Source organism: Luteibacter sp. HAY1-4A (genome assembly GCF_056755355.1).
Genome location: NZ_JBNDHZ010000017.1, coordinates 52,291 through 76,869 on the forward strand (window position 1 = coordinate 52,291; position 24,579 = coordinate 76,869).

General features: G+C 66.5%; 23 protein-coding genes and 1 pseudogene. 9 read left to right on the top strand and 15 right to left on the bottom strand.

The genetic code is table 11. From position 1 onward, the window contains the following. Positions 1-81: 81 nt before the first annotated feature. The gene (locus ACPYOD_RS07780; RefSeq protein WP_481301166.1) at positions 82-828 is read right to left on the bottom strand and encodes an FAD-binding oxidoreductase; all 747 of its coding nucleotides are present in this window, start codon (positions 826-828) and stop codon (positions 82-84) included. Positions 829-910: 82 nt separating this feature from the next. On the opposite strand from ACPYOD_RS07780, the gene ACPYOD_RS07785 reads away from it, so the two are divergent. From ACPYOD_RS07785 to dbpA, 8 genes are all read left to right on the top strand, one after another. Next, positions 911-1,843 carry an ABC transporter ATP-binding protein gene (locus tag ACPYOD_RS07785; RefSeq protein ID WP_481301167.1) on the top strand — a complete coding sequence of 311 codons (933 nt, stop codon included), beginning with the start codon at positions 911-913 and terminating at the stop codon, positions 1,841-1,843. Continuing rightward, a complete protein-coding gene (locus tag ACPYOD_RS07790) occupies positions 1,840-2,613 on the top strand; it encodes an ABC transporter permease (protein WP_481301168.1) in 774 nt (257 codons plus the stop codon). Before ACPYOD_RS07785 ends, ACPYOD_RS07790 begins: the two co-directional genes overlap by 4 nt. 15 nt (positions 2,614-2,628) lie before the next feature. Continuing rightward, positions 2,629-3,348 (top strand): pseudouridine synthase, encoded by a 720-nt coding sequence (locus tag ACPYOD_RS07795; RefSeq protein WP_481301169.1) that lies wholly within the window; start codon positions 2,629-2,631, stop codon positions 3,346-3,348. Positions 3,349-3,498: 150 nt separating this feature from the next. Next, positions 3,499-4,611, top strand: coding sequence for a hypothetical protein (locus tag ACPYOD_RS07800; RefSeq protein WP_481301170.1), 1,113 nt, complete (start codon positions 3,499-3,501; stop codon positions 4,609-4,611). Continuing rightward, positions 4,608-5,582 carry a hypothetical protein gene (locus tag ACPYOD_RS07805; protein WP_481301171.1) on the top strand — a complete coding sequence of 325 codons (975 nt, stop codon included), beginning with the start codon at positions 4,608-4,610 and terminating at the stop codon, positions 5,580-5,582. Before ACPYOD_RS07800 ends, ACPYOD_RS07805 begins: the two co-directional genes overlap by 4 nt. Continuing rightward, positions 5,503-6,723 (top strand): hypothetical protein, encoded by a 1,221-nt coding sequence (locus ACPYOD_RS07810; RefSeq protein ID WP_481301172.1) that lies wholly within the window; start codon positions 5,503-5,505, stop codon positions 6,721-6,723. Before ACPYOD_RS07805 ends, ACPYOD_RS07810 begins: the two co-directional genes overlap by 80 nt. Continuing rightward, complete coding sequence (locus ACPYOD_RS07815; protein ID WP_481301173.1) at positions 6,720-7,814, top strand: hypothetical protein; 1,095 nt, start codon at positions 6,720-6,722, stop codon at positions 7,812-7,814. Before ACPYOD_RS07810 ends, ACPYOD_RS07815 begins: the two co-directional genes overlap by 4 nt. 61 nt (positions 7,815-7,875) lie before the next feature. Then, complete coding sequence (gene dbpA / locus ACPYOD_RS07820; protein ID WP_481301174.1) at positions 7,876-9,252, top strand: ATP-dependent RNA helicase DbpA; 1,377 nt, start codon at positions 7,876-7,878, stop codon at positions 9,250-9,252. A 26-nt stretch (positions 9,253-9,278) separates the two neighbouring features. Here dbpA and hrpB read toward each other — a convergent pair whose 3' ends face one another. Genes hrpB through gspE form a run of 12 tightly spaced genes read right to left on the bottom strand, consistent with a single transcriptional unit; the run spans position 9,279 to position 22,383 of the window. Beyond that, the gene (gene hrpB / locus ACPYOD_RS07825) at positions 9,279-11,789 is read right to left on the bottom strand and encodes an ATP-dependent helicase HrpB (protein WP_481301175.1); all 2,511 of its coding nucleotides are present in this window, start codon (positions 11,787-11,789) and stop codon (positions 9,279-9,281) included. A 38-nt stretch (positions 11,790-11,827) separates the two neighbouring features. Then, on the bottom strand, positions 11,828-14,041 hold the full coding sequence (gspD, locus tag ACPYOD_RS07830) for a type II secretion system secretin GspD (protein ID WP_481301176.1): 2,214 nt from the start codon (positions 14,039-14,041) through the stop codon (positions 11,828-11,830). Between the two features lie 36 nt (positions 14,042-14,077). Beyond that, entirely contained in the window at positions 14,078-14,854 is a 777-nt protein-coding gene (locus ACPYOD_RS07835; protein ID WP_481301177.1) for a hypothetical protein, read from the bottom strand. Further along, positions 14,851-15,447 carry a type II secretion system protein GspM gene (gene gspM / locus ACPYOD_RS07840; RefSeq protein ID WP_481301178.1) on the bottom strand — a complete coding sequence of 199 codons (597 nt, stop codon included), beginning with the start codon at positions 15,445-15,447 and terminating at the stop codon, positions 14,851-14,853. The genes ACPYOD_RS07835 and gspM overlap by 4 nt, the downstream gene beginning before the upstream one ends. Further along, entirely contained in the window at positions 15,434-16,582 is a 1,149-nt protein-coding gene (locus tag ACPYOD_RS07845) for a PilN domain-containing protein (RefSeq protein WP_481301179.1), read from the bottom strand. The genes gspM and ACPYOD_RS07845 overlap by 14 nt, the downstream gene beginning before the upstream one ends. Then, positions 16,579-17,433 (bottom strand): type II secretion system minor pseudopilin, encoded by an 855-nt coding sequence (locus ACPYOD_RS07850; RefSeq protein ID WP_481301180.1) that lies wholly within the window; start codon positions 17,431-17,433, stop codon positions 16,579-16,581. The genes ACPYOD_RS07845 and ACPYOD_RS07850 overlap by 4 nt, the downstream gene beginning before the upstream one ends. Further along, positions 17,430-18,095, bottom strand: coding sequence for a prepilin-type N-terminal cleavage/methylation domain-containing protein (locus ACPYOD_RS07855; RefSeq protein WP_481301181.1), 666 nt, complete (start codon positions 18,093-18,095; stop codon positions 17,430-17,432). Before ACPYOD_RS07855 ends, ACPYOD_RS07850 begins: the two co-directional genes overlap by 4 nt. Beyond that, positions 18,092-18,526, bottom strand: a complete 435-nt coding sequence (locus tag ACPYOD_RS07860; RefSeq protein ID WP_481301182.1) for a prepilin-type N-terminal cleavage/methylation domain-containing protein — start codon at positions 18,524-18,526, stop codon at positions 18,092-18,094. The genes ACPYOD_RS07855 and ACPYOD_RS07860 overlap by 4 nt, the downstream gene beginning before the upstream one ends. Continuing rightward, positions 18,523-18,963 (bottom strand): GspH/FimT family pseudopilin, encoded by a 441-nt coding sequence (locus ACPYOD_RS07865; protein ID WP_481301183.1) that lies wholly within the window; start codon positions 18,961-18,963, stop codon positions 18,523-18,525. The genes ACPYOD_RS07860 and ACPYOD_RS07865 overlap by 4 nt, the downstream gene beginning before the upstream one ends. A gap of 26 nt (positions 18,964-18,989) precedes the next feature. Further along, positions 18,990-19,415 carry a type II secretion system major pseudopilin GspG gene (gene gspG, locus ACPYOD_RS07870; protein WP_481301184.1) on the bottom strand — a complete coding sequence of 142 codons (426 nt, stop codon included), beginning with the start codon at positions 19,413-19,415 and terminating at the stop codon, positions 18,990-18,992. A 26-nt stretch (positions 19,416-19,441) separates the two neighbouring features. Further along, a complete protein-coding gene (gspF, locus tag ACPYOD_RS07875; protein WP_481301185.1) occupies positions 19,442-20,659 on the bottom strand; it encodes a type II secretion system inner membrane protein GspF in 1,218 nt (405 codons plus the stop codon). 8 nt (positions 20,660-20,667) lie between these two features. Continuing rightward, the gene (gene gspE, locus ACPYOD_RS07880) at positions 20,668-22,383 is read right to left on the bottom strand and encodes a type II secretion system ATPase GspE (RefSeq protein ID WP_481301189.1); all 1,716 of its coding nucleotides are present in this window, start codon (positions 22,381-22,383) and stop codon (positions 20,668-20,670) included. 32 nt (positions 22,384-22,415) lie between these two features. On the opposite strand from gspE, the gene ACPYOD_RS07885 reads away from it, so the two are divergent. After that, positions 22,416-22,574, top strand: coding sequence for a hypothetical protein (locus tag ACPYOD_RS07885; protein ID WP_481301186.1), 159 nt, complete (start codon positions 22,416-22,418; stop codon positions 22,572-22,574). A 16-nt stretch (positions 22,575-22,590) separates the two neighbouring features. Here ACPYOD_RS07885 and ACPYOD_RS07890 read toward each other — a convergent pair whose 3' ends face one another. Beyond that, on the bottom strand, positions 22,591-23,418 hold the full coding sequence (locus ACPYOD_RS07890; RefSeq protein WP_481301190.1) for a YadA-like family protein: 828 nt from the start codon (positions 23,416-23,418) through the stop codon (positions 22,591-22,593). Further along, positions 23,407-24,579: pseudogene (locus tag ACPYOD_RS07895) on the bottom strand (YadA family autotransporter adhesin); the annotation flags it as partial. The gene ACPYOD_RS07890 and the pseudogene ACPYOD_RS07895, both read right to left, overlap by 12 nt.

Genomic DNA, 24,579 nt, shown 5'->3' on the forward strand with positions numbered 1-24,579 from the left:
CTGTGGGAGCCGCTTCAGCGGCGATCCCGCGGCAAGGGGCAAGCACCTGCCGCCGCTGAAGCGGCTCCCACAGGCGGTCTGTCAACGGGAGGAAATGTATTTCTCGCGGCGGATGTGCTGTACCGGCAGACCGAAGTCCTTCAGTGCCGAGAACGCGGCGTCGACCATGTTCGGATTGCCGCAGAGGTAGGCAATGTCGCCCTCGGCGCTCGGCTCCAGTTCGGCGAGCATCTCCTGCACGTAGCCCAGGCGGTCGTGCGGACGAGGATTGGGGCGTGCACCGCGGGAGAGGCAGGCGTGGAAGGTGAACCCCTCGTGCTTGTGCGCGAAGGCCTCGAATTCCTCCCCATACAACAGCTCGCCTTCGTTCCGTGCGCCATACAGGAGCACGAAGCGGCAGCCACGCGACGCCATGAGCGCCTCCATCTGCGGGAGCATGGCCCGGTACGGCGTGACGCCCGTACCGGTGGCGATGAGGATGTAACGGCTGTTCGTATCACCGTCCATGAGACAGAACCGCCCGTAGGGCCCGCTCGCGTCGACCGTGCCGCCCTGCTCGAGCCCACCCAGGAGGGCCGTCGCCGCGCCGCCATCCACGTAGCTCACGGCGATCTCGATCCGCTGCACCGGACCGCTTCCGTCGCCCACCGTGCCCACCGAATAGCTGCGCTTGGTCGGCTTGCCGTCGTCGTAATGGAAATGCACCTGGAGGAACTGGCCAGGGACGAAGGCCAGCGGCTGGCCGTCAGCCCGCTCGAAGGAGAGGTGGCGCACCGTCGGTGCCAGCATGAAGCTGTCGACGAGGCGGAGCTGGAACTGTTCGGCCATGGAAAGTCTCTGTTGACGCCGGGGAACAAAGCGACTCGGCAAAGCCCGGTATAATAGGCGGCTTGTCATTTCGGCGCAGCCCATGACCACTCCCGCTTTGCACGTCAACGATTTACGGAAGACCTACGGAAACGGCGTGGAGGCCCTGAAGGGTGTCTCCCTCACCGTCCAGCCGGGGGACTTCTTCGCCCTGCTCGGCCCCAATGGCGCCGGCAAGTCCACCCTCATCGGCATCCTGTCCTCCCTCGTGAACGCCTCCTCGGGCGACGCCGAGGTCTTCGGGGTGTCCATCCACAAGCACCGCAGCGAGGCGATGCGCCTGATCGGCCTGGTTCCCCAGGAGATCAACTTCAACCAGTTCGAGAAACCTTTCGACATCTGCGTGAACCAGGCCGGTTTCTACGGCATCGGTCGCGCGGAAGCCTCGGAGCGCGCCGAGAAGTACCTGAAGGAACTGCGCCTGTGGGACAAGGCGCACCATCAGGCGCGCATGCTCTCCGGAGGCATGAAGCGGCGCCTGATGATCGCACGCGCCATGATGAACGAGCCAAAGCTGCTGATCCTCGACGAGCCCACCGCGGGTGTCGACATCGAGATCCGCCGTTCCATGTGGCAGTTCGTCAGCGGCATCAATGCCGCCGGCACCACGGTGATCCTCACCACGCATTACCTCGAGGAAGCCGAGCAGCTCTGCCGCAACATCGCCATCATCGACCAGGGCCGCATCGTCAAGAACACCACGATGCGCAGCCTCCTCGCCACGCTCGACGTCGAGACCTTCGTGCTCGACGTGTCGAACGTGCCGGATACCCTGCCCTCCCTGCCGGGCGTCACCCTGCGCAAGCTCGACGACCACACCATCGAGGCCGAAATGTCCCGGGCCCACGACCTCAATTCCCTGTTCGCGGCACTCTCGTCGCACGGCGTCACCGTCACTTCCATGCGCAACAAGGCGAACCGGCTCGAGGAACTGTTCGTCCGGCTGGTCGAGCACGGCCGGGAGAACGCGGCATGAGCAGCGCCACCAACCTCGTCGCCCTCGGCACCATCGTCCGTCGCGAAATCATGCGCATCCTGCGCATCTGGACGCAGACGCTGATCCCGCCGGCCATCACGATGACGCTGTACTTCGTCATCTTCGGCAAGCTCATCGGCAGCCGCATCGGCACGATGCATGGCTTCACCTACATGCAGTACATCGTGCCGGGCCTGGTCATGATGAGCATCATCACGAACAGCTACGGCAATATCTCCTCATCGTTCTTCGGTGCGAAATTCGGCCGCTTCGTCGAGGAAATGCTGGTTTCGCCCATGCCGAACTGGGTGATCCTGCTCGGCTATGTGACCGGCGCCGTCATGCGCGGTGTGATCGTGGGCGCGCTGGTACTCGTCATCGCCCTGTTCTTCACCGATCTGCACGTGGCGCATCCGCTCATCACCTTCCTTTCGGTGGTGCTCGGCGCGTCGGTCTTCTCTCTGGCCGGCTTCGTCAATGCGGTGTTCGCCAAGAAGTTCGACGACATCGCCCTGGTGCCCACCTTCGTGCTCACGCCGCTCACGTACCTCGGCGGCGTGTTCTATTCGGTGGATCTCCTGGGCGAGCCCTGGCACACCATCTCGCTCGCCAATCCCATCCTCTACATGGTGAACGCCTTCCGTTTCGGCGTGCTCGGCGTAAGCGACGTGCCCATCGTCACCGCCTTCGTGGTGATGCTGGTGTTCGTGGTCGGGCTGGCGGCAGTGGCCCTGCGCCTGCTCACGCGCGGCGTCGGCCTGCGTTCCTGATCCGGTAGCCGGGCCATGCGGGTCAACAAGTACATCAGCGAGGCGGGCCTCTGTTCGCGCCGTGAGGCCGATGAACTGCTCGTCGCCGGCCGCGTCACCATCAACGACGAAGTCGTCGGCATGGGCGCCAAGGCGCTGGAAGGTGACGTCGTCAAGGTCGATGGCGAAGTGGTGGTCGCGCGCACGCTGATCGCCAGCCCCGCGAAGAGCCGCGGCGTGTACATCGCGCTGAACAAGCCCGTGGGCATCACCTGCACCACGGACACCACCGTGGACGGGAACATCGTCGACTTCGTGGACCACCCGCAGCGCATCTTTCCCATCGGACGCCTCGACAAGGATTCCGAGGGGCTGATCCTGTTGACGAGCAACGGCGACATCGTCAACGAGATCCTCCGCGCGGAAAACCACCACGAGAAGGAATACCTCGTGGCGGTCAACAAACCGGTCACCGACGAATTCCTCGCGGGCATGGCGCGCGGCGTACGCGTGCACGGGCAGATGACGCGGCCCTGCAAGGTGCGCCGCATCGCGAAGTTCGGCTTCGCCATCATCCTCACCCAGGGACTCAACCGGCAGATCCGCCTCATGGCGGCCGCCTTTGGTTACCGCGTTACGCAGCTGCGGCGCGTGCGCATCGTCAACGTGAAGCTGGGCCATCTCAAGGTAGGTCAGTGGCGTAACCTGACCGAGGCGGAACTGGCTGGGCTGTTACCCGAACGGACGCGTTGGTAAACGGGTGACGCAGCCAACGTAAGGCATTCCTGACTCTGACTCATCCCCTGCTTACAGGATTGTCAGAGCATTCTTATGGAATGAATGTCCGGACTCCGGAAGAATTCGCCCACGCATCTTGCGTGCATGCGAACACGGAGCTTCCACGACATGAAGTCAGTTTTCCGGCTGGCCTTTGCGGCCATGCTTGTCTCACCCCCTCTTCTCGCCGAGCCCCACGTCGTCGACGTGCATCGTGAGCTCGTACGCTATCGGATGGCCAACCACGGCGTTCCACAGACCCTTTCACACAGTACGCACGACTTCATCGACATGCTCATGGAAGACTCCAGCTCGCCGTATAGCGGAGTCAACAACGGGCCGTCGATTCTCAACGAAGTATGGTGGCCCGACTTTGTCGATGGCTTGCAAATCGACGCAACCGACAAGAGCAAGGCGGCGCTGGAGATCCTGCAGTGGCAGCTAGGGCTCACCAAGGCCAGGCCGGGCGAAGAAGTTGCCGTCGATACATTGGCGACGGAACGCTATCGAGGCAAGGAAGCCGCAGCCAATGCCCTGAAAGCCGGTATCGACTACGACATCTTCTTAAAGGCCTGGGATCTCAACGGAAGCCGGTCGACCGTCGCCGCCGGCTATGCCGTCGCCCTGCAATTGCTCCGCGACGCGGTCAATTCGGTTGCGCCGGCCGACTACGAAGCCGCGGGCATCAAGCCCGAAGTGCTGACGAGCTACCTCGCGCAGAGCTACCCGGATAAAGTTACCGAATACGAAACCCGGTATCTCAACGATCTCCTGAATCTTGCAATCGCCGACAACCAGCTGCGCGTCAATGCAAAAGGCAAGCTCCAGCTGCCCGCGCACTTTCGGGTGGCACGCGTCGCCGCCGCCTACTCAGATGCCGCCGGCTACGCGATTTCATACCTCTGCAATGGCAATGAGCCGACGCGGAATCCCGATAAGACACCGAGCAGCTTTCCGCTTTGCTTCATCGCTGCCACCGACCGAGGAGTCCACGCGTGGTACAGGCGTGAAAAGCACCGCCAAACCGAAGCCCTGGTCCGTGCGAAGCATCGACATGAAAGCAGTAGCGGCTTGCTCACCTTGATAACCGTGGTGCTTGCGCTGACCGATATCGCCGCCTTCCTCGAACCCATCGAAGCATCGCTAGCCGATGAATTCGCGTCGTCGGGCGAACTCGCCGAAGCAGATGCCGAATTCGCCGCCGATCGGGCTGAAAGCCTAACCTGCAGGATCAAGGGATGAACATGCACTTCGTACTTCCGATGCTACGGCGAGCTACGCTGACGCTGGCATTGTGCTCAGTCACAGCGACTGTCCACGCGGGCAATATCGATATCCTTCCTGGGGGCGGCGATGCCATCGTCGCCATGCTCCAAGGACATTCCGAGACTTTCGCCAACGCCTACTTGAAAATGATCAAGAAGGAAGGACTGTCCACCGAGGGCAAGATCCTCGGCAGGCTCAGGGGAACCATGTCTGGAGCGACCATCGCGCGCATGGAGTACACGTTCAAGAAGGGCGACAAGACATATACGCGTACCTACTATGGACGGAGCGGACCGGCCATGAAGGTCATATATGACCGACATACCTTCTCGAGGGCTGCGAACGCTGGAACGCCGGACGTCTCCACCGGAGAAACCTCCGGCTCGGATTCCGGCTCCCGCCCCTACAAGCCAACTCCCGAAGACCTCGCCCGCGATCTGGCCGAGGAAGTCTACTACCCCAATGATCCGGACCTTGTGCGGGCACCGAACCTACCACAGGAAGGTTCGGTGGTGCAGGCGAGCGAGGTGACCGGCATCCACCGGGCCGACGCGGAGCTGAAGGTCTTCCGGAAGATCGAAGCGGATATCACATCGGGCGAAGTGACCAAAGGCGGCAAGCTGGTTGGTTACGTGAGCAAGGCGCTGTGCAACTCCTGCGAACTGGCGTCCACCACCTTCGCGGACGAGTTCGATATCGACGGTAAGATTTTCGCGCTCGTCGAGCCGATGGACGACATAGTGCCGACCGATCCGGTACTGGCCAAAAGCAACCAGTCGTCCAAGGCATTGAAGCGAGTGCGCAAGGAGTTCGCCACGCAACATTTCAGCCGCAAGGCCCAAACTACGAACGTTGAACAGGAGGATATTGCCGGTCGACTCGATGCAATTGAACGTGAGGAAACAGGTGAGGCACTTCAGGAAGGCCTGTGCAGCAATGGCACTTGACGATCCGCGCCAGACGAAGTGTTCCGCCACACGACAACGCGGGCGCGCGCTGGCAACGCTCGCTGTCCTTCTGATACCGATGTGCGCAGGGGCATCCCTCGACAGCACCGACCTCCTGTCTCGCCTTCAGCGCGAGCGCGTGGCCCGGTTGGGTGCCCGGGGCGCCTTCGCAGCGACGGATGCAGAGTTCATGCACCGGTTGCTTGTCGAACCCGCATCGCCTTATTCAGCGACAGTAGCGCGGCCCGCCTTCACCAATGAAGTCGACTGGCCCCATGTGCTCGCGGAATTGCCCGATGACGTCAGCGAAAAGGATGCCCTGGCCGCGCTATACAGGGACCTTGGCCTCGGCCGCGCCCGACCCGGCATCGACATCACGCCGGCCCCGGGCTTCCGCGATGCCTTCCTCGGTGCCAACGCGGCGAAGGCGTCCGTTGACGCAGACATCTTCTGGCACACCTTGGACATGGCCGGCTATCGTCATTCGGCCAGGGCGGCAATGTATGCCATTGCCGTCCAGATCCTGCGCGGACAGATGACGGCGACTCCGCCCGAACGCTGGAACGCAGTAGGCGTGGATGCCGGCGTTTTCGAGCGCTTCATGCTTGCACGGCATCTGGCCGACGTGACGGACTACGACCTGGAGTACCTCGCCACGCTCGTGCAGCACCGGCTGATCCACAGGGAAGTCGGCGCATCAGGTCCGCGCGACCTCCCGGTCGCTTTCCGCATTGCGCGCGTCGCCGCCGCCTATCGCGATGCGCAAGGTTACTTCACCGCCCCGCCCTGTCGCGCAGATGGCTCGGCGCCGGCGCGAGACGCGGGTACGGGTGCGGACGGCGACAACCGTCCCTTGTGCTTCGTGGCGGCGACCGATCGGGCGGTACATCGGTGGTATCGCGACGAAGTGCGACGTGAAGCCACCTGGGTACCGTCCGTGGAACATTCCAGCTTGCAAAAAGCATTCGGTTTTGTCGGCGCCATTCTCGCACTCATCGACCTGGCACCATTCATCGAGGTGATGGAAGCCGTCGTCGCCGACGAATTGGCCACCGCGGATACACTGACGGCAACCGAGGCCGATATCGCCGCGGAACGCGCCGACGCCCTCTCGTGCACGATTCCTGGAGCCTATCCTTGAGCAAGCCCTTCACCGCGCTGTCGTTAAGTATGCTCGCCATGCTCTTTCCGGAGCTGCGCGCCACCGGTACCGTCACGATCAACCGTGTCACGCTCGACGAAGGCAACGTCACCGCGCTACTCGAAGCGACAAGCCAGTATCACGTCGACGCAATGCGCACACTGATCGACACACGTTATCGGGACAACTATCGCGCCATTCGATGGGAGTCCCTCGAGACCACGATGCGCGATGCTCCCCTGGCCCGGCTGGAATATCGCTACATGCTGAACGGTGTCGAGCAGGTCAGGGTGTATCACGCCTTGGGCGGCCCACCGCTGGGATCGATCGCTCGAGCGATCTTCGAAGGCCCCACACGTCCCAGTACACCGCAGACACCGGTCTCGGTGGATGAGTCAATCGATGATGATGACGTTGCGGCGAGCGTGCCCGATCTAGTAGATGAGGTCGCGGTCGATGCCGAGGACAATGCTCTGTTCGTAGGGTTCAATGAGACAAACGTGCGTGCACGCATCCTTCCTGCCGAAGGTTCGATACTCAACGCGTTTGCCGACGATGAACGCAATCGTGCTTTCGACGCCGAGTTCAAGGCCATCAGGGCGATAGAACAGGATCTCGTCACGAACGCCTTGCCTCGCGGGGGAAGCGTGCGCGGTTTCGTAAGCACCGCCGCTTGTTCGTCTTGCAAATACGCCATACAGCGTTTCGCCGAAGCCTATAGGGTGGACGTTCACATGACGACTGTCTCCGACCGACTTACATCCAGAACGCAGGAAGAACTCGTCAATGCGGGGCGAGCGCGAATCAGGGGTTCACTCGTCCTGGATACGACGAGCGGGCGGCCCATGATGGCCAACGATCTGCTTCGAGGCGCACGTGAGGCCCAGATCCGGCAATCGCTGAGCCCCCGGGCCATGGGCCGCACCTTCAAAGGCGTGTCATGGACTCGCCGCTCGTTCCAGCTTGACCTGCCACGGGCTCCCCGCCTTCCCCGGCTCTCGGAGGGATCGAACTCGCCTCGCAACTCCGATCGGGAAGGCACTCCCCCGGCCGGCGGCGATATCCCTGGCGGATCCGCCCCGGGCTGCTGAACGGTCGAGCGACACGTGCGCCACGTGGCTGTATTAAAGCGGCGCATGCGATCATGACGGCATGACCTCCTTCAGCCAGATCGGCCTCTTGCCCGCCCTCGTCACCGCCGTGGACTCCCTCGGCTACGAGACAATGACCCCTATCCAGCAGGCGAGCCTGCCGCCCATCCTGGCTGGCCGGGACGTCATCGCGCAAGCCCGCACCGGAAGCGGAAAGACCGCCGCTTTCGCTCTCGGCCTGCTGCAGAAGATCGACGTCGAGTCGATTCGCCTGCAGGCGCTCGTCCTGTGCCCCACCCGCGAACTCGCCGATCAGGTGGCCAAGGCCATCCGCCGTCTGGCCGTGAACATCCCGAACGTGAAGCTGCTCACGCTGTGCGGCGGCATGCCGCTCGGCCCGCAGCTCGCGTCGCTCGAGCACGATCCGCATATCGTGGTCGGCACGCCGGGCCGCGTGCAGGAGCATCTCAAGCGCGGCAGCCTGCACGGCGGCGGCATCAAGGTGTTCGTGCTCGACGAGGCAGATCGCATGCTCGACATGGGCTTCGAGGAAGCCATGGACGATATCGTCAAGCGCATCGCCAAGCATCACCAGACATTGCTCTTCTCGGCCACGTATCCCGATGCCATCCGCGCCGTCAGTGCGCGCATGCAGCACGATCCCGTCGAAGTCTCCGTGGATGAGACGCACGACGAAACCAGCATCGAGCAGCGCGTCGCGGAGGCGGAACCGCCGGTGAAGCTCGACGTACTGTCACGCATCCTGACCCAGGCGAAGCCTGAAGCGGTGCTGGTCTTCTGCAACATGCGCAAGGACACGGAAAGCGTGGCCGCCGAACTGGACAGGCGCGGATTCTCCGCGCTCGCCCTGCACGGCGACCTGGAACAGCGAGACCGCGACGAAGTGCTGGTGCGCTTCGCCAATCGCAGTTGCACCATCCTCGTGGCCACGGACGTGGCGGCGCGCGGCCTCGACATCGCCCACCTTCCCATGGTGGTCAGCTACGACGTGGCGCACGATCCCGACACCCATACGCATCGCGTCGGCCGCACCGGCCGCGCGGGCGCCACCGGCGTGGCCATCGTGCTGGCCGGTTCCCGCGAGCTCAACAAGCTGCGTGCGATCGAGGAGCGGCTGGGCGCGCCGCTCGCACGCTATCCGGTCAAACCGGTGGCGGATGGGCGAAAGGTGTTGAACCTGGCGCCGATGAAGACACTCGTGATCGACGGCGGCCGCAAGGACAAGATGCGCCCGGGCGACATCCTTGGCGCACTGACGGGCGACGCCGGACTCGACGGCAAGGACATCGGCAAGATCGACGTCTATGCCACGCGTGCCTACGTGGCGATACGTCGCGACCTCGCGAACAAGGCGCTTGAACGCTTGCGCGCCGGCAAGATCAAGGGCCGCAATTTCCGCGTCCGCCCCCTGGGCTGAAGGGAGCCCGTGCGCACCGCGGGGATTCACGTCCCCCGCGGTTTGGCGCGATGTGTCGCCGTGGCGGTCCACGGGTCGTCGGGCCAGGGGTGTTTCGGGTAGCGGCCTTTCAGTTCCTTCTTCACCTCGGGATACGTCCGGTCCCAGAAGCCCGCCAGGTCCTGGGTCACTTGGATAGGCCGGCCCGCGGGCGACAGCAGGTGCAGCATCACGGCAACGCGGTCATCGCCCACGCGAGGCGTATCCGCCAGGCCGAACAGTTCCTGCAGTTTTACCGCGAGCACCGGAGGCGCACCCGGATCGTCGTCGCGCGCGCCGTACTCCAGCCGCCGGGTCATGCCACTGGGTACTTTCAGTTCTTCCGGCGCATGCGCATCCAATGCACGGCGCTGGTCGTAATCGAGCATGGACGTCAGGGCCTGCGACAGGTCGGCGGCGTGCAGAGCCTCGAGCCTGCGTTTCCCGGAAAGATGCGGCGACAGCCACGCGTCGAGATCGCGCAGCAGCGCGTCGTCACTCACGTCGGGAAGCCCCAACTCGGGCCGCCATGCACGCAAAGCGCCGATGCGCGAGCGCAGGCGCGAGGCCTGCTCGCTCCATGGCAACGCGCGCAGGCCCCGAGCGCGGACGGCGGCGAGCAGTGCCGGCACGGCGTCCTCGTCGGTCAGCGGCACGGGGCGACGCGTCATCACCAGGGCATCGAAACGACGCTCCTCGAAACCTTCGGCAATCTGCCGCTGCTCGTCCCAACGGACCACGCGTTCGGTTACGAAGCGCTCCGCATGGTCGCGTTCGAGCACGTCGGGATCGAACGGCGCCGCCGCGATGATGAGGCTGTCGCGCGTGTCCAAGCGGAGGTCGATGACGACGAGCCATGGCTCGCCATGCAGCGCGCTTGCCTCGTGCAGGCGCGCACCGCGGCCGTTGGCAAGCTGGTAACGGGTGGACTGCGCATCGTCGCGACGCGCCACGCGATCGGGAAACGCGTGCACGAGCAGGTCGCCCACGGCGTGGCTGTGCGGCACGCCGCTGGCGCCGGTACGTACGCCAAGTCGGCGGCGCCAGCCCGACGCGGCCTTTTCTATCGCCGCCAGCGCACCGACATCCGCCGAGCCAGCTCGTGCGGCGCGCGCGCCGCCGTCGCGCCACAGGTGCAGCGCGGCGACGCGTTGGCGAAAGTCGTCCGTGCGTCCTTGTTCGCCGCGCAGCGGCGAGCGCGCTTCGACGAGCGCAAGGAGGTCCGCGACAAGTGCGCGGTGCGTGGCCGGGGCCCGCAAGGCCGCGGCACCGAGACGAGGTGTCGCGCCGAGCGCAAGCATCTCGCGTCCGAGTGCGGTGATGGCGAACGCGGCGTCGATGGCACCGAGTCTGCGCAGCAGGTCGCGTGCCTGGCCCATCGCACCTGTGGGCGGCCGGTCCAGCCAGGGCAAGTCCTCGCTGCCCCACCCGGCCAGTTCCAGGGCGAGACCCGAGAGCTCCGTATGCTCGATCTCGGCGCTGCGCGACGCTTCGAGCCGCCGACTCTGCGGCCAGAGCCGATAGGCGATGCCTTCGGCGACACGGCCCGCGCGCCCGGCGCGCTGGTCGGCGGAAGCCTGCGATATGGCCACCGTTTCCAGCCTCGCGAAACCCGATGAGGGATCGAAGCGCGGCTCGCGTGCGAGGCCCGTGTCGACGACCGCGCGAATGCCCGGCAAGGTGACGCTGGATTCGGCCACGTTGGTCGCGAGGACCACACGGCGCGTGCCGGGCTCGGCGGGAGTCAGCGCGAACTGCTGCTCCGCCAGGGAAAGTTCGCCATGCAGCGGAACCACCTCGACGTGTTCATCGGCGCGCTCGAGCATGCCGCGGGCGCGCTCGATCTCGCGGCGCCCGGGCAGGAAGGCGAGCACGTCGCCGTCGATGTCGCGCAAGGCCTGGTGCACGGCACGCACCAGGTGCTGCTCCACAGACTCCTGCGCGCGCGCCGGTGGATAGTCCACGCGCACGGTGTAGCTGCGGCCCGGGCTCGAGAGCCGCGGCGCGTCGAGCCAACGCGCGATGCGCTCACCGTCGAGAGTGGCCGACATCACCAGCAGGCGAAGATCCGGACGCAGGCTCGCCTGGACGTCCAGCGCCAGCGCCGCACCGAGATCCCCGGCGAGGTGCCGCTCGTGGAATTCGTCGAACAGCACCGCTCCCACGCCCTCGAGCGCCGGATCGTCCTGGATCATGCGGCCCAGGATGCCCTCGGTGACCACTTCGATCCGCGTGCTCGGGCCCACCCGCGATTCGAAGCGGATGCGATAGCCGACGGTGTCACCTACCTCTTCGCCAAGCTGGCGAGCCATGAAGGCAGCCGCAGCGCGCGCCGCGATGCGCCGCGGCTCGAGCATCACAATGCGGCCGCCGCCGAGCCACGGTGCATGCAACAGCGCCATGGGTACCTGCGTGGTCTTGCCGGCGCCGGGAGGCGCCTCGAGTACAAGGCGTGGACAGGCGCCGAGGGAGGCGACGATCTCGGGAAGCAGCGGGGTAATGGGAAAGACTGGATCCATGCCCCGCTATGGTACGCAAGCCGGATAGGCCCTGGGGGTCATCCCTCCACTGCGGACGGTGCGGGTGGCTCCGATGGAGCGCCTGCCGCCGTCTCGAATGGCTGGAGCGAGCGGAAGGCCTTGCGATAGTCGTCGGACACGCGCTTCGCATCCGCACCGTTCGAAATCACCCGGGGCGTGATGAGCACAAGCAACTCGGTACGGACACGCGAGTTCGAGCGATCGCGGAACAGCGCGCCCAGGAGTGGAATACGCGCGAGTCCGGGCACGCCGTTCTGCCCTTTCGTGCGGAGATCGCGGATCAATCCGCCCAGCAGCACCGTCTGTCCGCTCTGCACGGCCACCTGCGTGGTCAGCTTGCGCTTCGCGATCGGTACGTTCTGCCCGGCCGGCGCCGTGTCGGGCCTGCTTACCTCCTGGGCCACGTCCAGGTAGACCAGGCCGCCCGGATTGACCCGCGGGCGGACGTCCAGGATGACGCCGGTGTCCTTGTACTCCACCTGTCCTACCTGGTTGCTGCCGCCGAGCCCCGTATTCACATAGGTCTGTGTCACCGGAATCTGGTCGCCGACCTGGATACGCGCCTTGCGGTTGTTGACGACGACGAGCGAGGGTGCAGACAGGATCTTGGTGTTCGAATCGCGCTCCATGGCGCGAAGGGCCACTTGCAGTTCGTTGTTCACGAACGAGTAAAAGAACGTGTCCGGCCGCTCGAGGATGGCTGGCGCGGCCCCCAGCGACCACTGTTGCTTATTGCCCGGCTGCGCCACCCCGCCGTTGCCACCCGCAAGGCCCTCCAGGTACCACTGCACGCCGAAGCGGAACTCGTCGCGCAGCGAAACCTCGAGGATGCGGGTCTCGATCTGCACCTGCAGGGGCACGGCGTCGAGCCGCTCGATGGCCTGGCGGATCTCGGACCATTGTGAAGGCCGGGCGCGGACCATCAGCTGGTTGTTCGAATCCACCGCGGTAATGCTGATGCCCGTGTGGGCATCGCTTCCCCGTCCCTTGGCTGCAGAGGACGGCGGTGGCTGGAAGAACGACGACGACTCGCCGAGCCCCAACGGCGAATCACCGCCGGACTCGTCCGGGCTATCGGTACCAAAGCCCTGATCGGCACCCAGCGTGCCCGCGGCAAGGCCCGGGGCCACACGTGGCGACGTGTCCCCCGACACGGAGCCGCCGAACACGTTGCCGACATATTTCGCCACGTCCGATGCGAGCAGGTTGCGCACCTCGTAGACGAACAGGCGCGGTTCGTTGCCGCCACCGCGGTCGATGCGGGCCACCCAGTCGCCAACCTGGTCGATGTGGTCCGGTCGGGTGGCGATGACCACGAGCGCATTCGTCCTGGCGATGGGAATGAAGCGGAACAAGCCACCGATGGGCGTGCCGCTCTTTTCGCCGAACACGGACTCGAGCGCGGGCAGCAGTTCCTCCACCGAGGCATGCTCAAGGCTGAAGACACCGACCGACATGCCCGAGATCCAGTCGACGTCGAAGGTGTCGATGGTTTCCTGGTAGTTGGCGAGTTCGTCGCGCGTTCCCGCCACCACCAGTACGTTTCGCGCGGGATCGGCCAACAACACCGCGCCCGACGAGACGAAGGGCTCGAGCAGTTTCGCCATTGCCGGCGCAGCCACGTGCCGGAGCGGAAATAGCCGTGCCTGCAGGCCTGCCGCTGGCTTGGCGGCCTTGAGTCGCGGTGCGATGTGTCCGGGCACTGCCCGATTGGCGGGCAGCACGCTGTAGCGTCCCTGATTGCGCACGAGTGCGTTGCCTGTCCACGAGAGCAGGGTTTCCAGGATCGGCAACGCTTCATCCTGGCGTACCGGCTTCGCGGTGGAAAAGGAGATGGAGCCCTGCACGCCTGGAGCGATCGAGTAATTCGCATCGAGGAGGTCGCCAAGGATGGCTTTCACCACGGCCTCGATCGGTTGGTTCTCGAAGTTGAGCGTGACGGTGCCCGCGCCTTTCGCCTCCGACCTGGGAGTTTCGGCGGCAGCCGGACGGATGAAACGCCCGCTGCCGCGGCTGACGTCACTCCTGTCGTTCACCGCGCTTGCGGTCGCCGCGGCATCCGCTGCCCCATCGGCGTCGCGTCCCGGCAGGGGCAACGCGGCGGGCACCGGTCGATCGAGCCCCCGCAACGCTTCGCGTTCGAGGTCGTCGCCGGGCCGCAGGTTCTTTGGGGTGCAAGCCACCGTCAGCATGGCCGTTAGCACGGCGATGCCGATCTGTCCGCGTTTCATGATGTGTTCCTCCTTCCGTGAGGGCGTTCGTGCCCGCTACTTCAGATCCGTGGCCTGTTGTTGTCGCTGCTGCTGTTCCATGCGGCGCCGCTGCACCGCCTGCTTCAAGGCTTCGATGCGGGCCCGTTGCAGTGCGTCGTCGTCCTGCCGCGGCTGCGGCGATCGTGCCGTCGATGCCGGCGCCGGTTTGGGCAGCGACGGTCCAGTGATGCCGGACGACGCCTGCCGTTCGACGTGCACACCATCGCCAGCGGGTTGCGGGCGCGGGGGTACCGGCGGTTGCCCTGGCATCGGCGGCACGCCCGGTCGTTGCGGACCGGTGGTCAACGGGTCGGGGGCGGCCACCTTGAGCGTGAGCTCGCGGCGCTCGCCCCCGCTTTCGAAGATGGCGCTGCGTGGCGTGAGCGAGGCCAGTGTCCAGTGGCCGTCGCCCAGTGCGCTGCCTTCCTTGACGCGCACCGTGCTGTCCTTGCTGCGGTCGCGGAGCAGGGCCATGTGGAGACCCGGCGTGACGATGATGCCCGTGAGCTCGAGGTCGCCGATGTTACCCGTGTCGCCGCTCGCGTCCGCGACGGCTGCCGGTTTGCGGTCGGCCATGAAGAGGGGACGTTGCCAGACCTCCGCGAAACGCGCGAGCGCGGTGGGCGCGGGCATGGCGACGGGACGGGCGGCGGGCAGCGGCTCGGGCTTGCCGGGTACGTCCCAGCGCACGCCCTGCCCCACGCCCAGGAGAAAGGACGCGACGAGCGCGGCGAGCACGGCGGCCGCGACCGCGAGCAAAGGAGTGAGGCGGCGCTGGCCGGCGGCGTTCACGACGCCACCTTCGCCGCGCGTGCCGCATGGATGTAACCCGACACGGTGAACTGGACTTCCATGGGCGCGGCCGCACCCGAGCGGGCGGCCACGGGATTGCGATAGATGCTGAAGTCCTCGATGAAGAGATAGGGCGTTTCTTCCTCGATGTCGTGCAGCACGGCCGCCATTGGCTGCATCTGGCAGCGCAGGCTGATGTTCACGGTGACCTTGCGGTAGGGATCGCCCGCCTTTTCCTGGCTGGGCACGGGCATCTTCTGCACTACGTCGCAGGCGCCGTCCTCGCGATGCGCCGCGGCGACGTCGACGATGCGCTGCATGAGCCCGGCCGCGGCGGCGTTGGCGTCGTCGCCGGGCAGGAAGGCGTCGCTGCGCGTCTGGCCCTGTTCCAGCGCGGCCAGGCGCTTCTCCAGCTGCGGCCGTTCCGCAATGGCGGCGGCGAACCGGCGCTGCGTGTCGCGCAGGTCGTCCATCTGTTCGGCGATGGCGAGCTGGGGCGCCACGAACCACCAGTGCACGAGCACGAAGTACCCGGCGACGAACACGACGAGCAGCAGAAGCAAGGCGGCGATGCGGGATTCAGCGGGCTTCATGCGCACTGGCGACCTCCTGCTTCGGCATCACTGCTTTCGCCTGCATGTAGAAGCGCTCCTTGCCGGACGTGGGATCGGACTGGATGGTGCCCTGAAAGCTCGGCTCACCGATGGTGCGTGCGCCCTTCAAAGCGTCGATGAGGCGCGCCGCCTGTGGGCTCTGCCCCTGGAAGCCCAGCTGGCCCGTGGCATTGACGGTGAAGCGCTCGAGCCAGGTATCGTCGGGGAGTCGATGGGTGAGTTCCTCCAGCACGGGGAGAATGGACGGAGTCTCCATCTTCTTGCGGGCGAGGAATCCCGACGCGCCGGCGCTGTCGGTCAGGCGCTGGCGCAGTGCCGATACCCGCTGCGCGTCGGCGCGCATCGAGTCCACCGTGGCGGTCATGGTCTCCAGCGCCACGTTGCGATTGTGCAGCCAGGCGGCCATGGCGGCGAAGACGAGCAGGACGCTCGCCGCGGCGAGCGCCGCATTGAGACGGCGGCGACGGTCGACACGACGCGGCGCGCGCGCCGGCGGCAGGAGGTCGACTCCCGCCAGTGCGTCGCCCAGGCCGACATCGACGCGATCGGGTTGAATGCCCAGTGCGGCGAGTTCGTCGAGGAGGGGATCGAGGGTAGAGCGCGGCGTGGCAGCCAGTTCGGCGACGAAGCGGCCCTCGGCGGCCGTCTCCTGCCACTCGCGAACACCGTAGTGGATGTCTTCCGCGCGGAACGGTGTCTGCCGGTCGAGGTCGAAGCCGACGACCTGGCGCAGGTTGTCGCGCGCCGCGAGCGGCAATACCAGGCGGCGGCGCAACACCTGCGACGCCGGCAACACGAGTGCGATGCGGCGATCGGTCGGGTCGGAATCCGCCAAGGCGTGCGACAACAGGCCCGCCCGATGTTCCGCCGGATCGGCGTCGGCGATATCCACGAGGCCGGCGCTCTCACCGGCGCGGCGCAGGCGCCAGCCATCGGAGACGCGCTCGATGGCGTACCAGCGCTGGCCGCCCGCGAACGCCGCCCGCCAGCGAGCCGGCACCAGCGGCGCCAGCTCGCCGCCCCACCAGCGCAGGAAGCCGGGCAGCGCGCTGCCGCGCCAAGCACGGCGCAGGCGGTCGAGCTGTAATTGCGAGGCGTCCTGCAGGGTGGTCATTCAACGTCTCCTTCGCGCCAACGCAATACGGCGTAGGGCTGGTTACCCGATCTTATCCCACGCAATCGGATGGTCGATGTAAGGGAACTCCTGGTTCCGTCGTCAAGGATCGCTTCCGCGCGTATCGTGTGTGTGACGCCGTTACCGCCCGCAAGCGTTGCCCCGTCGGCCTGCCCGCGCTTGGCCAGGATCGCGTCCGCTCCCGCGCGGCCCAGACCCGGGATCGCCGCCAGCGCCAGGGGTTGTGCGTGTTCGGCATTGGGGCGTTCGCGGCCGGACCAGATGGTGAGTGCCGGCGCCACCGCCGTCCAGGTGGTCGCATCCATGCCGAGCACCATGCGTGCTTCCTCGACCGTGGCGAATGGCCCGTTGCGCGGCCCGTACCCGAGCCCGGCCGCATCGTACTGCGGCTTCTTCGCGCCGTTGGGAGATGCGGCATCGCCCGGCCGCCGCCAGTCCTGCACAGCGGCGGAAAGGCGGTGGGCCTTGTCGTCCGCCACGCCCGCCGCCTTGAAGAGACCGTCCAGTACATCGCCCGAAGCGGCGTTGAGGTCCACCTTGCCGTCCTCGTCCACGATGGAGATCGATACTTTCGCGTCGTCGAATTCGAACTCGTAGATGCGGCCGTCGGCGATCCAGCGCGAGCGGAAGTCGCGGCTCTGCAGGCCTTCGACGGCTCGCATCACGCCGGCCTCGGCGGCGTAGTGCGCCCGCGTCTGCGCGTACTGGTACCTTGCCTGCAGGCCTTCCGTGCGGGCGAGCGCGGCGAAGCCGCCCAACATGATCGCCAGCAGGGTGCAGCCCCACAACACGATGAGGAGCGCTACGCCCCGATTTCGCACGGGGCTCATCGGGTCACCGGCCCGCGCGGCAGGCGCCCCGCGTTGAAACCGTTGCGCGACGCCGACGGATCGATGCGCACCGGCGCCACCAGCATCGGGAAGGCGACATTGCCGTCCACCTGAAGCTCGATGCGCACCAGCGAGGGCGTGCGCCGTCCATCGGACCATGCCTCGGACCAGTCGCCCGGCCGGTTCTGCTCGTCCATGCCGCGATAGTTGAACGTTCCCTTCTGGATGCCGCGCAGCAGCACCTCGGGTTCGCCGAGAGGTTGCGGGTCGCTGCCGTCCGGCGGAAGCAGTGCGAGGCGCACTTCGAGGCGATATCCCGAGCTGCCGTCGTCGACAAGGGAGACCGTCTGGAGTTGCGGCCCGAGCCGCGACAGATATCCCGGCAGGGGCGCCACGAAGCGCAGTGTGTGGTCGTCGCCGGAAAAGACGATGGGATCGCCGTCGTCGGTCTGGTCGAACGGCACGACAAGCGCCTGGGCGAGTTCCGCGCGGAGAAAGTTCTGCGCCGAACGTATCTCGTCCATGCGCTGGATGGCGGTGTCTCCGCTGCGCACGATGCGGGTGGCCGTGCTGATGCCCGAGTACACGCCAAGCAGCACGATCGTGAGAAGCGCGAGTGCCGCCAGCACTTCCATCAGGCTGAAACCGCGTGCGTGCCTCACGGCGCGTTCCCTCCGCCCGAGCCGGCCAGGCGCAGGGTGGAGAAGCGGGCATGACGCTCTTCACCATCCCTTCCCCAGACCACGTCGAGGTCCAGCCGATACATGCCGCCACCGGTGGCATCGTCACCGCCCTGCGCATCCACCGCGGGCACATCGCCCGGCGGCTGGTAACGGCTGACGTTCATGCGCCAGCGGTAGGTATCGTCGAAACGGCCTTCGGTGGCGCCTTCCCGCACCGGTTCCATCACGAACGCGCCGTCGAGCAACGAGCGTGCGCGCAATGCCGCCTGCGTGCGCTCGTTCGCCCGCGCGGTGAGGCTGAGCGAACTGCCGGCGACCTGCATCAGTGCCGCGAACGCGATCGCAAGCACGGCGATGGCGGCGATCACTTCGAGCAGGCTGAAACCTTGCTGCCGACGCGGGGTGTTCATTTCGTATCCACCACGCTGACCGCACCCGTGAGCCATGCCACATTTACGTGCCACTCGCGCTGCCCGCGCTTGAGCGTGATGCGGCCACCCGTGGAACTGCCGTCGGGAAAGAAGCGGATACGGCCGGTCGTCGCGTTGGCCTGGTCTTCGCGTGCGCTGGTGATCGACACGCGCATGTCCTTGGGCAATCGTACGTCGGACTTGCCCGGTGCCTTATAGGTGGACGCCGCCGTGTCCACTTCCAGTGCAAGGGTTTTTCCCCGCACGATGGATTGCGCGCGCGTCCAGCGCAATGCGGCGGCAAGTTCCCCGCTGGCCGCGTTCACGCGCGCGCTGGCGAGTCCCTGGGTGACCGGGATCGAGACGGCGGCCGCGGCGATCCCGATGAGCAGGATCACGGCCAGCATCTCGAACAACGTGAACCCGCGAGCGCGCATGGCCGTGAATTCCTGCCTCGACGTCCTTACTGCCAGTTGCCGACGTCGGCCGCGTAGCCTTCGCCACCGGCCTTGCCGTCCTGGCCGTAGAACACGAGGTCGAAGCTGCCGTGCTCACCCGGATAACGGTAACCGAAGGCATGGCCCCAGGGATCCTTGAGGTCCGATTCCTTCGCGTACGGACCCTGCCAGTTCCCGGCATCGGCCGGTTTGGTGGTCAGGTCGTCCAGGGCGTGCGGCGGCGTGCCGTTGTCGAGCGCATAGTTCTCGATCTTCTGCCCCAGCGTGGTGAGCTGGGCCTTGCCGGCACCGTACTTGCCCTTGTCGACGTTCTTGCCGACCTGGGTGACCACGATGGCGCCGATGATGCCGATCAACACGATGACGGCCAGCATTTCCAGCAAGGTGAAACCGCGGGCATGGCTATGGCGAAGGGGACGGATGGCGCGCATGGGGAAGCTCCTTGGAACGGATTCGATCAGTTGATGTTGCTGGTGAGGCTGAGCAGCGGCAGCAGGATCGCCGCCATGATGAAAGCGACGAGGACAGTCATGACGATGGTGAGCGTAGGCACCAGTGCGGCGAGCAGGCGGTCGATGGCCCGCTTGGCCTCGACGTCGAACGTATCCGCCACTTTGAGCAGCATGGTGTCCAATGCGCCGGCTTCCTCGCCCACCTGGATCATCTGCAGCGCGAGCCTCGGGAAGCGTTCCGTCTGGGCCAGCGCACTGCCGAGTCCGGCACCGCCTTTCACGCGATCGGCGGCCTGCTCCAGCGCGAGATCGAGCGCGCGGTTACCGGTGACCTGTCGCGCGATGGCGAGGGAAGAAAGCAGGGGCACGCCGTTCTTCAACAACGTGCCGAGGGTGCGCGCGATGCGTGCCGTCTCCACCTTCAAGAGCAACGGACCGGCGACGCGCATGGTGAGCAGGCGGCCATGGAACGCGAGCTTCGTGTCCGGATCGCGCAGGCGCACGCGAAGCACCGTCACGAGCACGGCGAGCAGCACGACGATCGCCCACCACCAGTCGCTTATCGCGGTACCCATGGCGAGAACCACCTGGGTGATGAGCGGTATTGGCACCTGCATGTCGGCGAAGATGGGCACGAACTGCGGCACCACATACGCGAGCAGGAGCACCAGCGAGCCGAGCACGCCGACCATGAGGAAAGCCGGATAGATCAGTGCGTTGATGATGCTGCCGCGCAAGGCCTGCGCACGCTCGAGGTAATCGGCGAGGCGGCGCAGCGTCTCGTCCAGCGAACCACCGGCCTCGCCTGCGCGCACCAGGCTCACGTACAGGCGCGGGAACACGCCGTTTTCCTCGTCGAGCGCCGTGGACAACGTGGTGCCTCCGCGCACGCGGTCGCGAATGCGCTCCACCATGTTCTTCGCACGCTCGCCCTCGGGGAGGTCGAGCAGGATGCCGAGCGCGCGATCGAGCGGCTGGCCGGCGCCGAGCAGGGTCGCCAGCTGGTGCGTGAATTGCGCGAGCTGGTCGCCGGTGAACGGCCCCTTGCGGAACATCGCGGCGATGCCTGCACCGGACGACTCACCGTCGGCGGGCGCGGCTTCCAGCGGCGTGTGTCCCTGGTCGTGCAACCGGGCGACCACATCCTCCACCGATACGGCTTCCATCCTTCCAGAGAGGACTTCACCGGCGGCGCTGATGGCTCGATAACGGAACTGGCTCATGCGCGGGCCTACGATTCCTGCGTGACGCGCAGGACTTCCTCGATCGTGGTGATACCGGCCACGGCTTTCGCCAGGCCGTCTTCATACATGGTGCGCATGCCCTCGGCACGAGCCTGGCGCTCGATCTCACCGGCGTCGGCGCGCTGCATCACCAGGCGGCGCAACGGATCGCTCATCACCAGGAATTCCATGATCGCGCGACGGCCGCGGTAACCGGTGGGATTGGCGGCGCTCGACCCGGGCTTCCAGAGGCGGATGGGGCGTTCGTCGGTGTACTTGTGCAGTTCGAACTGCTCGATCACTTCCGGCAGCGCCTCGTACGGAACCGCCGTCTCCGGATCCAGGCGCCGAACCAGGCGCTGCGCCAGGATGCCGTTGACCGTCGATCCCAGGAGGTAGTCCTCCACGCCCATGTCGAGCAGACGGGTGATACCACCGGACGCGCTGTTGGTGTGCAACGTGGAAAGCACCAGGTGGCCCGTGAGCGCCGACTGGATGGCGATGCGGCAGGTTTCCAGGTCGCGCATTTCGCCGATCATGATTACGTCCGGATCCTGGCGGACGATGGAGCGCAGGGCACCCGCGAAGTCCAGCCCGATCTGCGGCTTCACCTGGATCTGGTTGATGCCCTCGATCTGGTATTCGACCGGGTCTTCGACCGTGATGATCTTCACGTCCGGCGTGTTGATCTGGGAGAGCGCCGTGTACAGCGTGGTCGTCTTGCCCGAGCCGGTAGGGCCGGTGACCAGCAGGATGCCGTGCGGCCGGTCCAGCACCTCGACGAAGCGGTCGCGGAAGTTGTCGGTGAAGCCCAACGACTCGAAGTCGAAGACTATCGACTCGCGGTCGAGGATACGCATCACCACCGACTCGCCGAAGCTGGTAGGCACGGTGGACACGCGGAGGTCGAGCTCCTTGCCCTGCACGCGCAACTGGATGCGGCCGTCCTGCGGCAGGCGGCGTTCGGCAATGTTGAGCCGCGCCATGATCTTCACGCGCGAGATGACGGCCGCCGTGGAACTGGACGGCGGAGCCTCTACTTCGTGCAGCACGCCGTCGATGCGATAGCGGACCTTGAGACGGTTCTCGAACGGCTCGATGTGCACGTCGGAAGCGCGCTGTTCCACCGCGCGTTGCAGGATCAGGTTCACCAGGCGGATCACCGGCGCTTCCGAGGCAAGGTCGCGCAGGTGCTCCACGTCGTCTTCCACCGCGGCGTTGCCGTCCAGGCTCTCCACGATGCTGCCCATCGCCGAGCGGCCCTGGCCGTAATACCTTTCGATCAGGTCGTCGATTTCGGAGCGCAAGCCCACGCGAAGCTGCACCTCGCGCCCGGTCGCCAGCCGCACGGCCTGCAATGGGTAGGGGTCGGCCGGGTCGGCCACCAGCAGGGCCAGGCCGTCGTCGCCTTCGCGAACCGGCACCACGTGGTACTGCTTCAGGAAGCGCACCGACAGTTCGACGTCGGCCGGGGGCAATTCCGGTGCGTCCTTGGCGGCCAGCAGCGCCAGGCCAAGGAGATCGGCCCAGGCGTCGGCCAGGTCGCGTTCGGACACCAGGCCAAGCCGTGCCATCAGGGCGGTGAGGGTTCCCTCTGGCGTTTCGTCGTGCAGGCGCCGCGCCCGGGCGAGGTCGGTGTCCTTCAGGCGGCCATGCGCGACCAGGTGCGCGCAGACCTGTGCCTCGCCGGGTTCGCCGGTGAGCATGTCCCTGTGCTCGGTCATTGCAGACATGCCTTCTCCACACGGTCCGTTGAATGCGTTTTCCGCTGCGATCGTTCCTGACCGCGCGGGCCGCTATTGGTAGCACATACCGTGCGTCGACGGCGACCGCGGGCCTCGTGTTGCGCGACGTGGCGCAAAAAGGAAAAGCCGGCGTTGCCGCCGGCTTTCAAGGACTTGGCGGCGCCCTGTAGGGCGCCGCCGGGCTCATTACCAGCCCACGCCTACACCGACGCCGCCGGAACTCTCGCCACCGCTGATCGCGGCGCCGAAGGTCACCGTCGCATTCGGCGTGATGCTGCGCGAGTAGCCGACCGACAGGGCGCCCTGACCCTTGTAGCCGCCGACACCCACGCCCAGCCGGTTGTCGCCGTTCACTCCCTGGGTGCTGAAGGCCATCTGCGACATGGCCGCGCCCATGGCACCCACCTTGTTCAGGCGGTCGTTGAGGTTACTGAAGCGGTGATCGACCGTGCGCTTGTACTCGTCGAAGGCACCGCCGCTGACCATGTCGCCGAACTTCTGGTCGGTGTAGGCCTTGGCGCTCTGCAACGTGGTGGCATCACCCTGGTCGGCATAGGTCTTCGCCGTGGCGACGGCCTGGTCGACCTGGCTCACGTTGGCGGCATCCGTCGGCGCGGTACCCGCGGCGACATTGGTGATCGGCGCACCGCCGCCGTCGATGGCGGCGGGAGCAATCGGCACGACGGCCGCCGCGGTGGGCGTTCCGTTCGCCACCGGTGCCGGTGCCACCGCTGCCGCGGTCACCGTGGCCGTGGCGACCTCCGGGGTGGCCGCGGGCGTCGGCGCAGTGCGGGCCGCGATCGACGGTGCCGCCGTGCGCTGCACGGTGGAACTGGCTTTCAGGCCGCCATCCGACTGGGTTTCGAGCGCGCCCACGCGGGTGTCGAGCGACGACAGCGCGCCGTCCAGCGCACCCACTGCATCGCCGACCGATCCGTAGGAGCTGCCCTGCACCCGGTAGACCGGCCCGACCAGTCCGTTCGCCCCCATCGTCGCTCCGCCGCCCAAGGCCATGGCCACGGCGTTGCCCGCCGTGCCCGAGGTTCCCGAGAAGGCACTGGAGAGCGCGGTGTTCAGCTGACCCAGGTTCACCGCGTCGGTGGTCTGCGTGCCGGCCGCCACGTTCGTGATCTGGCGGTTGTTGCCGGCACTGCCTACGGACACCGTGTTCGCCCGCGTCGCCAGCGAACCGCTGCCGAGGGCTACCGAGTTGGCCGCCAGGGCCCTCGCGCTGTCGCCGATGGCGGTAGATCCCGCGCCGCTGGCGGTCGCGAACGCACCGACGGCTGTGGCCGACTCGTTGCCTGCCGTGGCAAAGGCACCCGACGCCGTCGACAGATCACCCGTGGCACTGCTGCCCGCTCCCGTGGCCGTGGCCAGTTCGCCGGTTGCCGAGGCATCGTCCGAACCATCCTTGGCACCGGTGGCAGCCACGTAATGGGCAGCCGAACTGACGCTGCCGGCCAGGGTGTCCAGCTGACCCTTGTTCACCGCATCGGTCTTTTCCGTACCGGCCGCCACGTTCGCGATCTGCCGCTCGGCGCCCGCAGCGCCCACGGACACGGTGTTCGCACGATCGGCGGTGGAACCCGCGCCAAGTGCCACCGCGTTGTCAGCCAGCGCCTGGGCACCCGCGCCCAAGGCTGTGGAGTTGTCGCCCAACGCCCAGCTGCCCGCGCCCAGAGCCACCGCATTCGCACTTTCCAGACCGAGTAAACCGAAGCCCGTCTCCGCACCGGCACCTACGGCCACACTGGCCACACCCGACGCACTCGATGCCGTGCCTAGCGCGGTCGAGCCGTCGCTGTACGCCGCCGCACCCGCGCCGGCCGCCGTCGATTGCACGCCGTTGGCCAGCGACTGCGTACCTACCGCCGTGGACAGGTCGCCGAGAGCATTGGCCACCGCGCCCACAGCCGCCGATTGCGCACCGGATGCATAGGCGCCCACGCCCGTGGCCGTCGCGGCGAAGCCGCTGGCGTTCGCGCTCGCACCTACCGCCGTGCCGCCGACACCCGCGCTGGTCGCACTCGTATCCACCGGCACGCCACCGTTGGTGATCAGCGGATTGCCGTCTTCGTCCACGGCGTTGCCGCCGACCGCGACGCTTCCCGGACCGTCCGCTTGTGCACCCGCACCGTAAGCCGCGCTGTTCTGGCCCGTCGCCACCGCACC

What these genes read in the sequence shown, in the direction of transcription:
- ACPYOD_RS07780 (WP_481301166.1), bottom strand. Translation starts at nt 828, where the DNA reads ATGGCCGAACAGTTCCAGCTCCGCCTCGTCGACAGCTTCATGCTGGCA.
- gspG (WP_481301184.1), bottom strand. Translation starts at nt 19,415, where the DNA reads ATGCGCGCCATCCGTCCCCTTCGCCATAGCCATGCCCGCGGTTTCACC.
- ACPYOD_RS07860 (WP_481301182.1), bottom strand. Translation starts at nt 18,526, where the DNA reads ATGAACACCCCGCGTCGGCAGCAAGGTTTCAGCCTGCTCGAAGTGATC.
- ACPYOD_RS07845 (WP_481301179.1), bottom strand. Translation starts at nt 16,582, where the DNA reads ATGACCACCCTGCAGGACGCCTCGCAATTACAGCTCGACCGCCTGCGC.
- gspM (WP_481301178.1), bottom strand. Translation starts at nt 15,447, where the DNA reads ATGAAGCCCGCTGAATCCCGCATCGCCGCCTTGCTTCTGCTGCTCGTC.
- ACPYOD_RS07885 (WP_481301186.1), top strand. Translation starts at nt 22,416, where the DNA reads ATGCGTTTTCCGCTGCGATCGTTCCTGACCGCGCGGGCCGCTATTGGT.
- hrpB (WP_481301175.1), bottom strand. Translation starts at nt 11,789, where the DNA reads ATGGATCCAGTCTTTCCCATTACCCCGCTGCTTCCCGAGATCGTCGCC.
- ACPYOD_RS07850 (WP_481301180.1), bottom strand. Translation starts at nt 17,433, where the DNA reads ATGAGCCCCGTGCGAAATCGGGGCGTAGCGCTCCTCATCGTGTTGTGG.
- ACPYOD_RS07805 (WP_481301171.1), top strand. Translation starts at nt 4,608, where the DNA reads ATGAACATGCACTTCGTACTTCCGATGCTACGGCGAGCTACGCTGACG.
- ACPYOD_RS07790 (WP_481301168.1), top strand. Translation starts at nt 1,840, where the DNA reads ATGAGCAGCGCCACCAACCTCGTCGCCCTCGGCACCATCGTCCGTCGC.
- ACPYOD_RS07785 (WP_481301167.1), top strand. Translation starts at nt 911, where the DNA reads ATGACCACTCCCGCTTTGCACGTCAACGATTTACGGAAGACCTACGGA.
- ACPYOD_RS07890 (WP_481301190.1), bottom strand. Translation starts at nt 23,418, where the DNA reads ATGGCCTTGGGCGGCGGAGCGACGATGGGGGCGAACGGACTGGTCGGG.
- ACPYOD_RS07795 (WP_481301169.1), top strand. Translation starts at nt 2,629, where the DNA reads ATGCGGGTCAACAAGTACATCAGCGAGGCGGGCCTCTGTTCGCGCCGT.
- ACPYOD_RS07800 (WP_481301170.1), top strand. Translation starts at nt 3,499, where the DNA reads ATGAAGTCAGTTTTCCGGCTGGCCTTTGCGGCCATGCTTGTCTCACCC.
- ACPYOD_RS07865 (WP_481301183.1), bottom strand. Translation starts at nt 18,963, where the DNA reads ATGCGCGCTCGCGGGTTCACGTTGTTCGAGATGCTGGCCGTGATCCTG.
- dbpA (WP_481301174.1), top strand. Translation starts at nt 7,876, where the DNA reads ATGACCTCCTTCAGCCAGATCGGCCTCTTGCCCGCCCTCGTCACCGCC.
- gspD (WP_481301176.1), bottom strand. Translation starts at nt 14,041, where the DNA reads ATGAAACGCGGACAGATCGGCATCGCCGTGCTAACGGCCATGCTGACG.
- gspE (WP_481301189.1), bottom strand. Translation starts at nt 22,383, where the DNA reads ATGACCGAGCACAGGGACATGCTCACCGGCGAACCCGGCGAGGCACAG.
- gspF (WP_481301185.1), bottom strand. Translation starts at nt 20,659, where the DNA reads ATGAGCCAGTTCCGTTATCGAGCCATCAGCGCCGCCGGTGAAGTCCTC.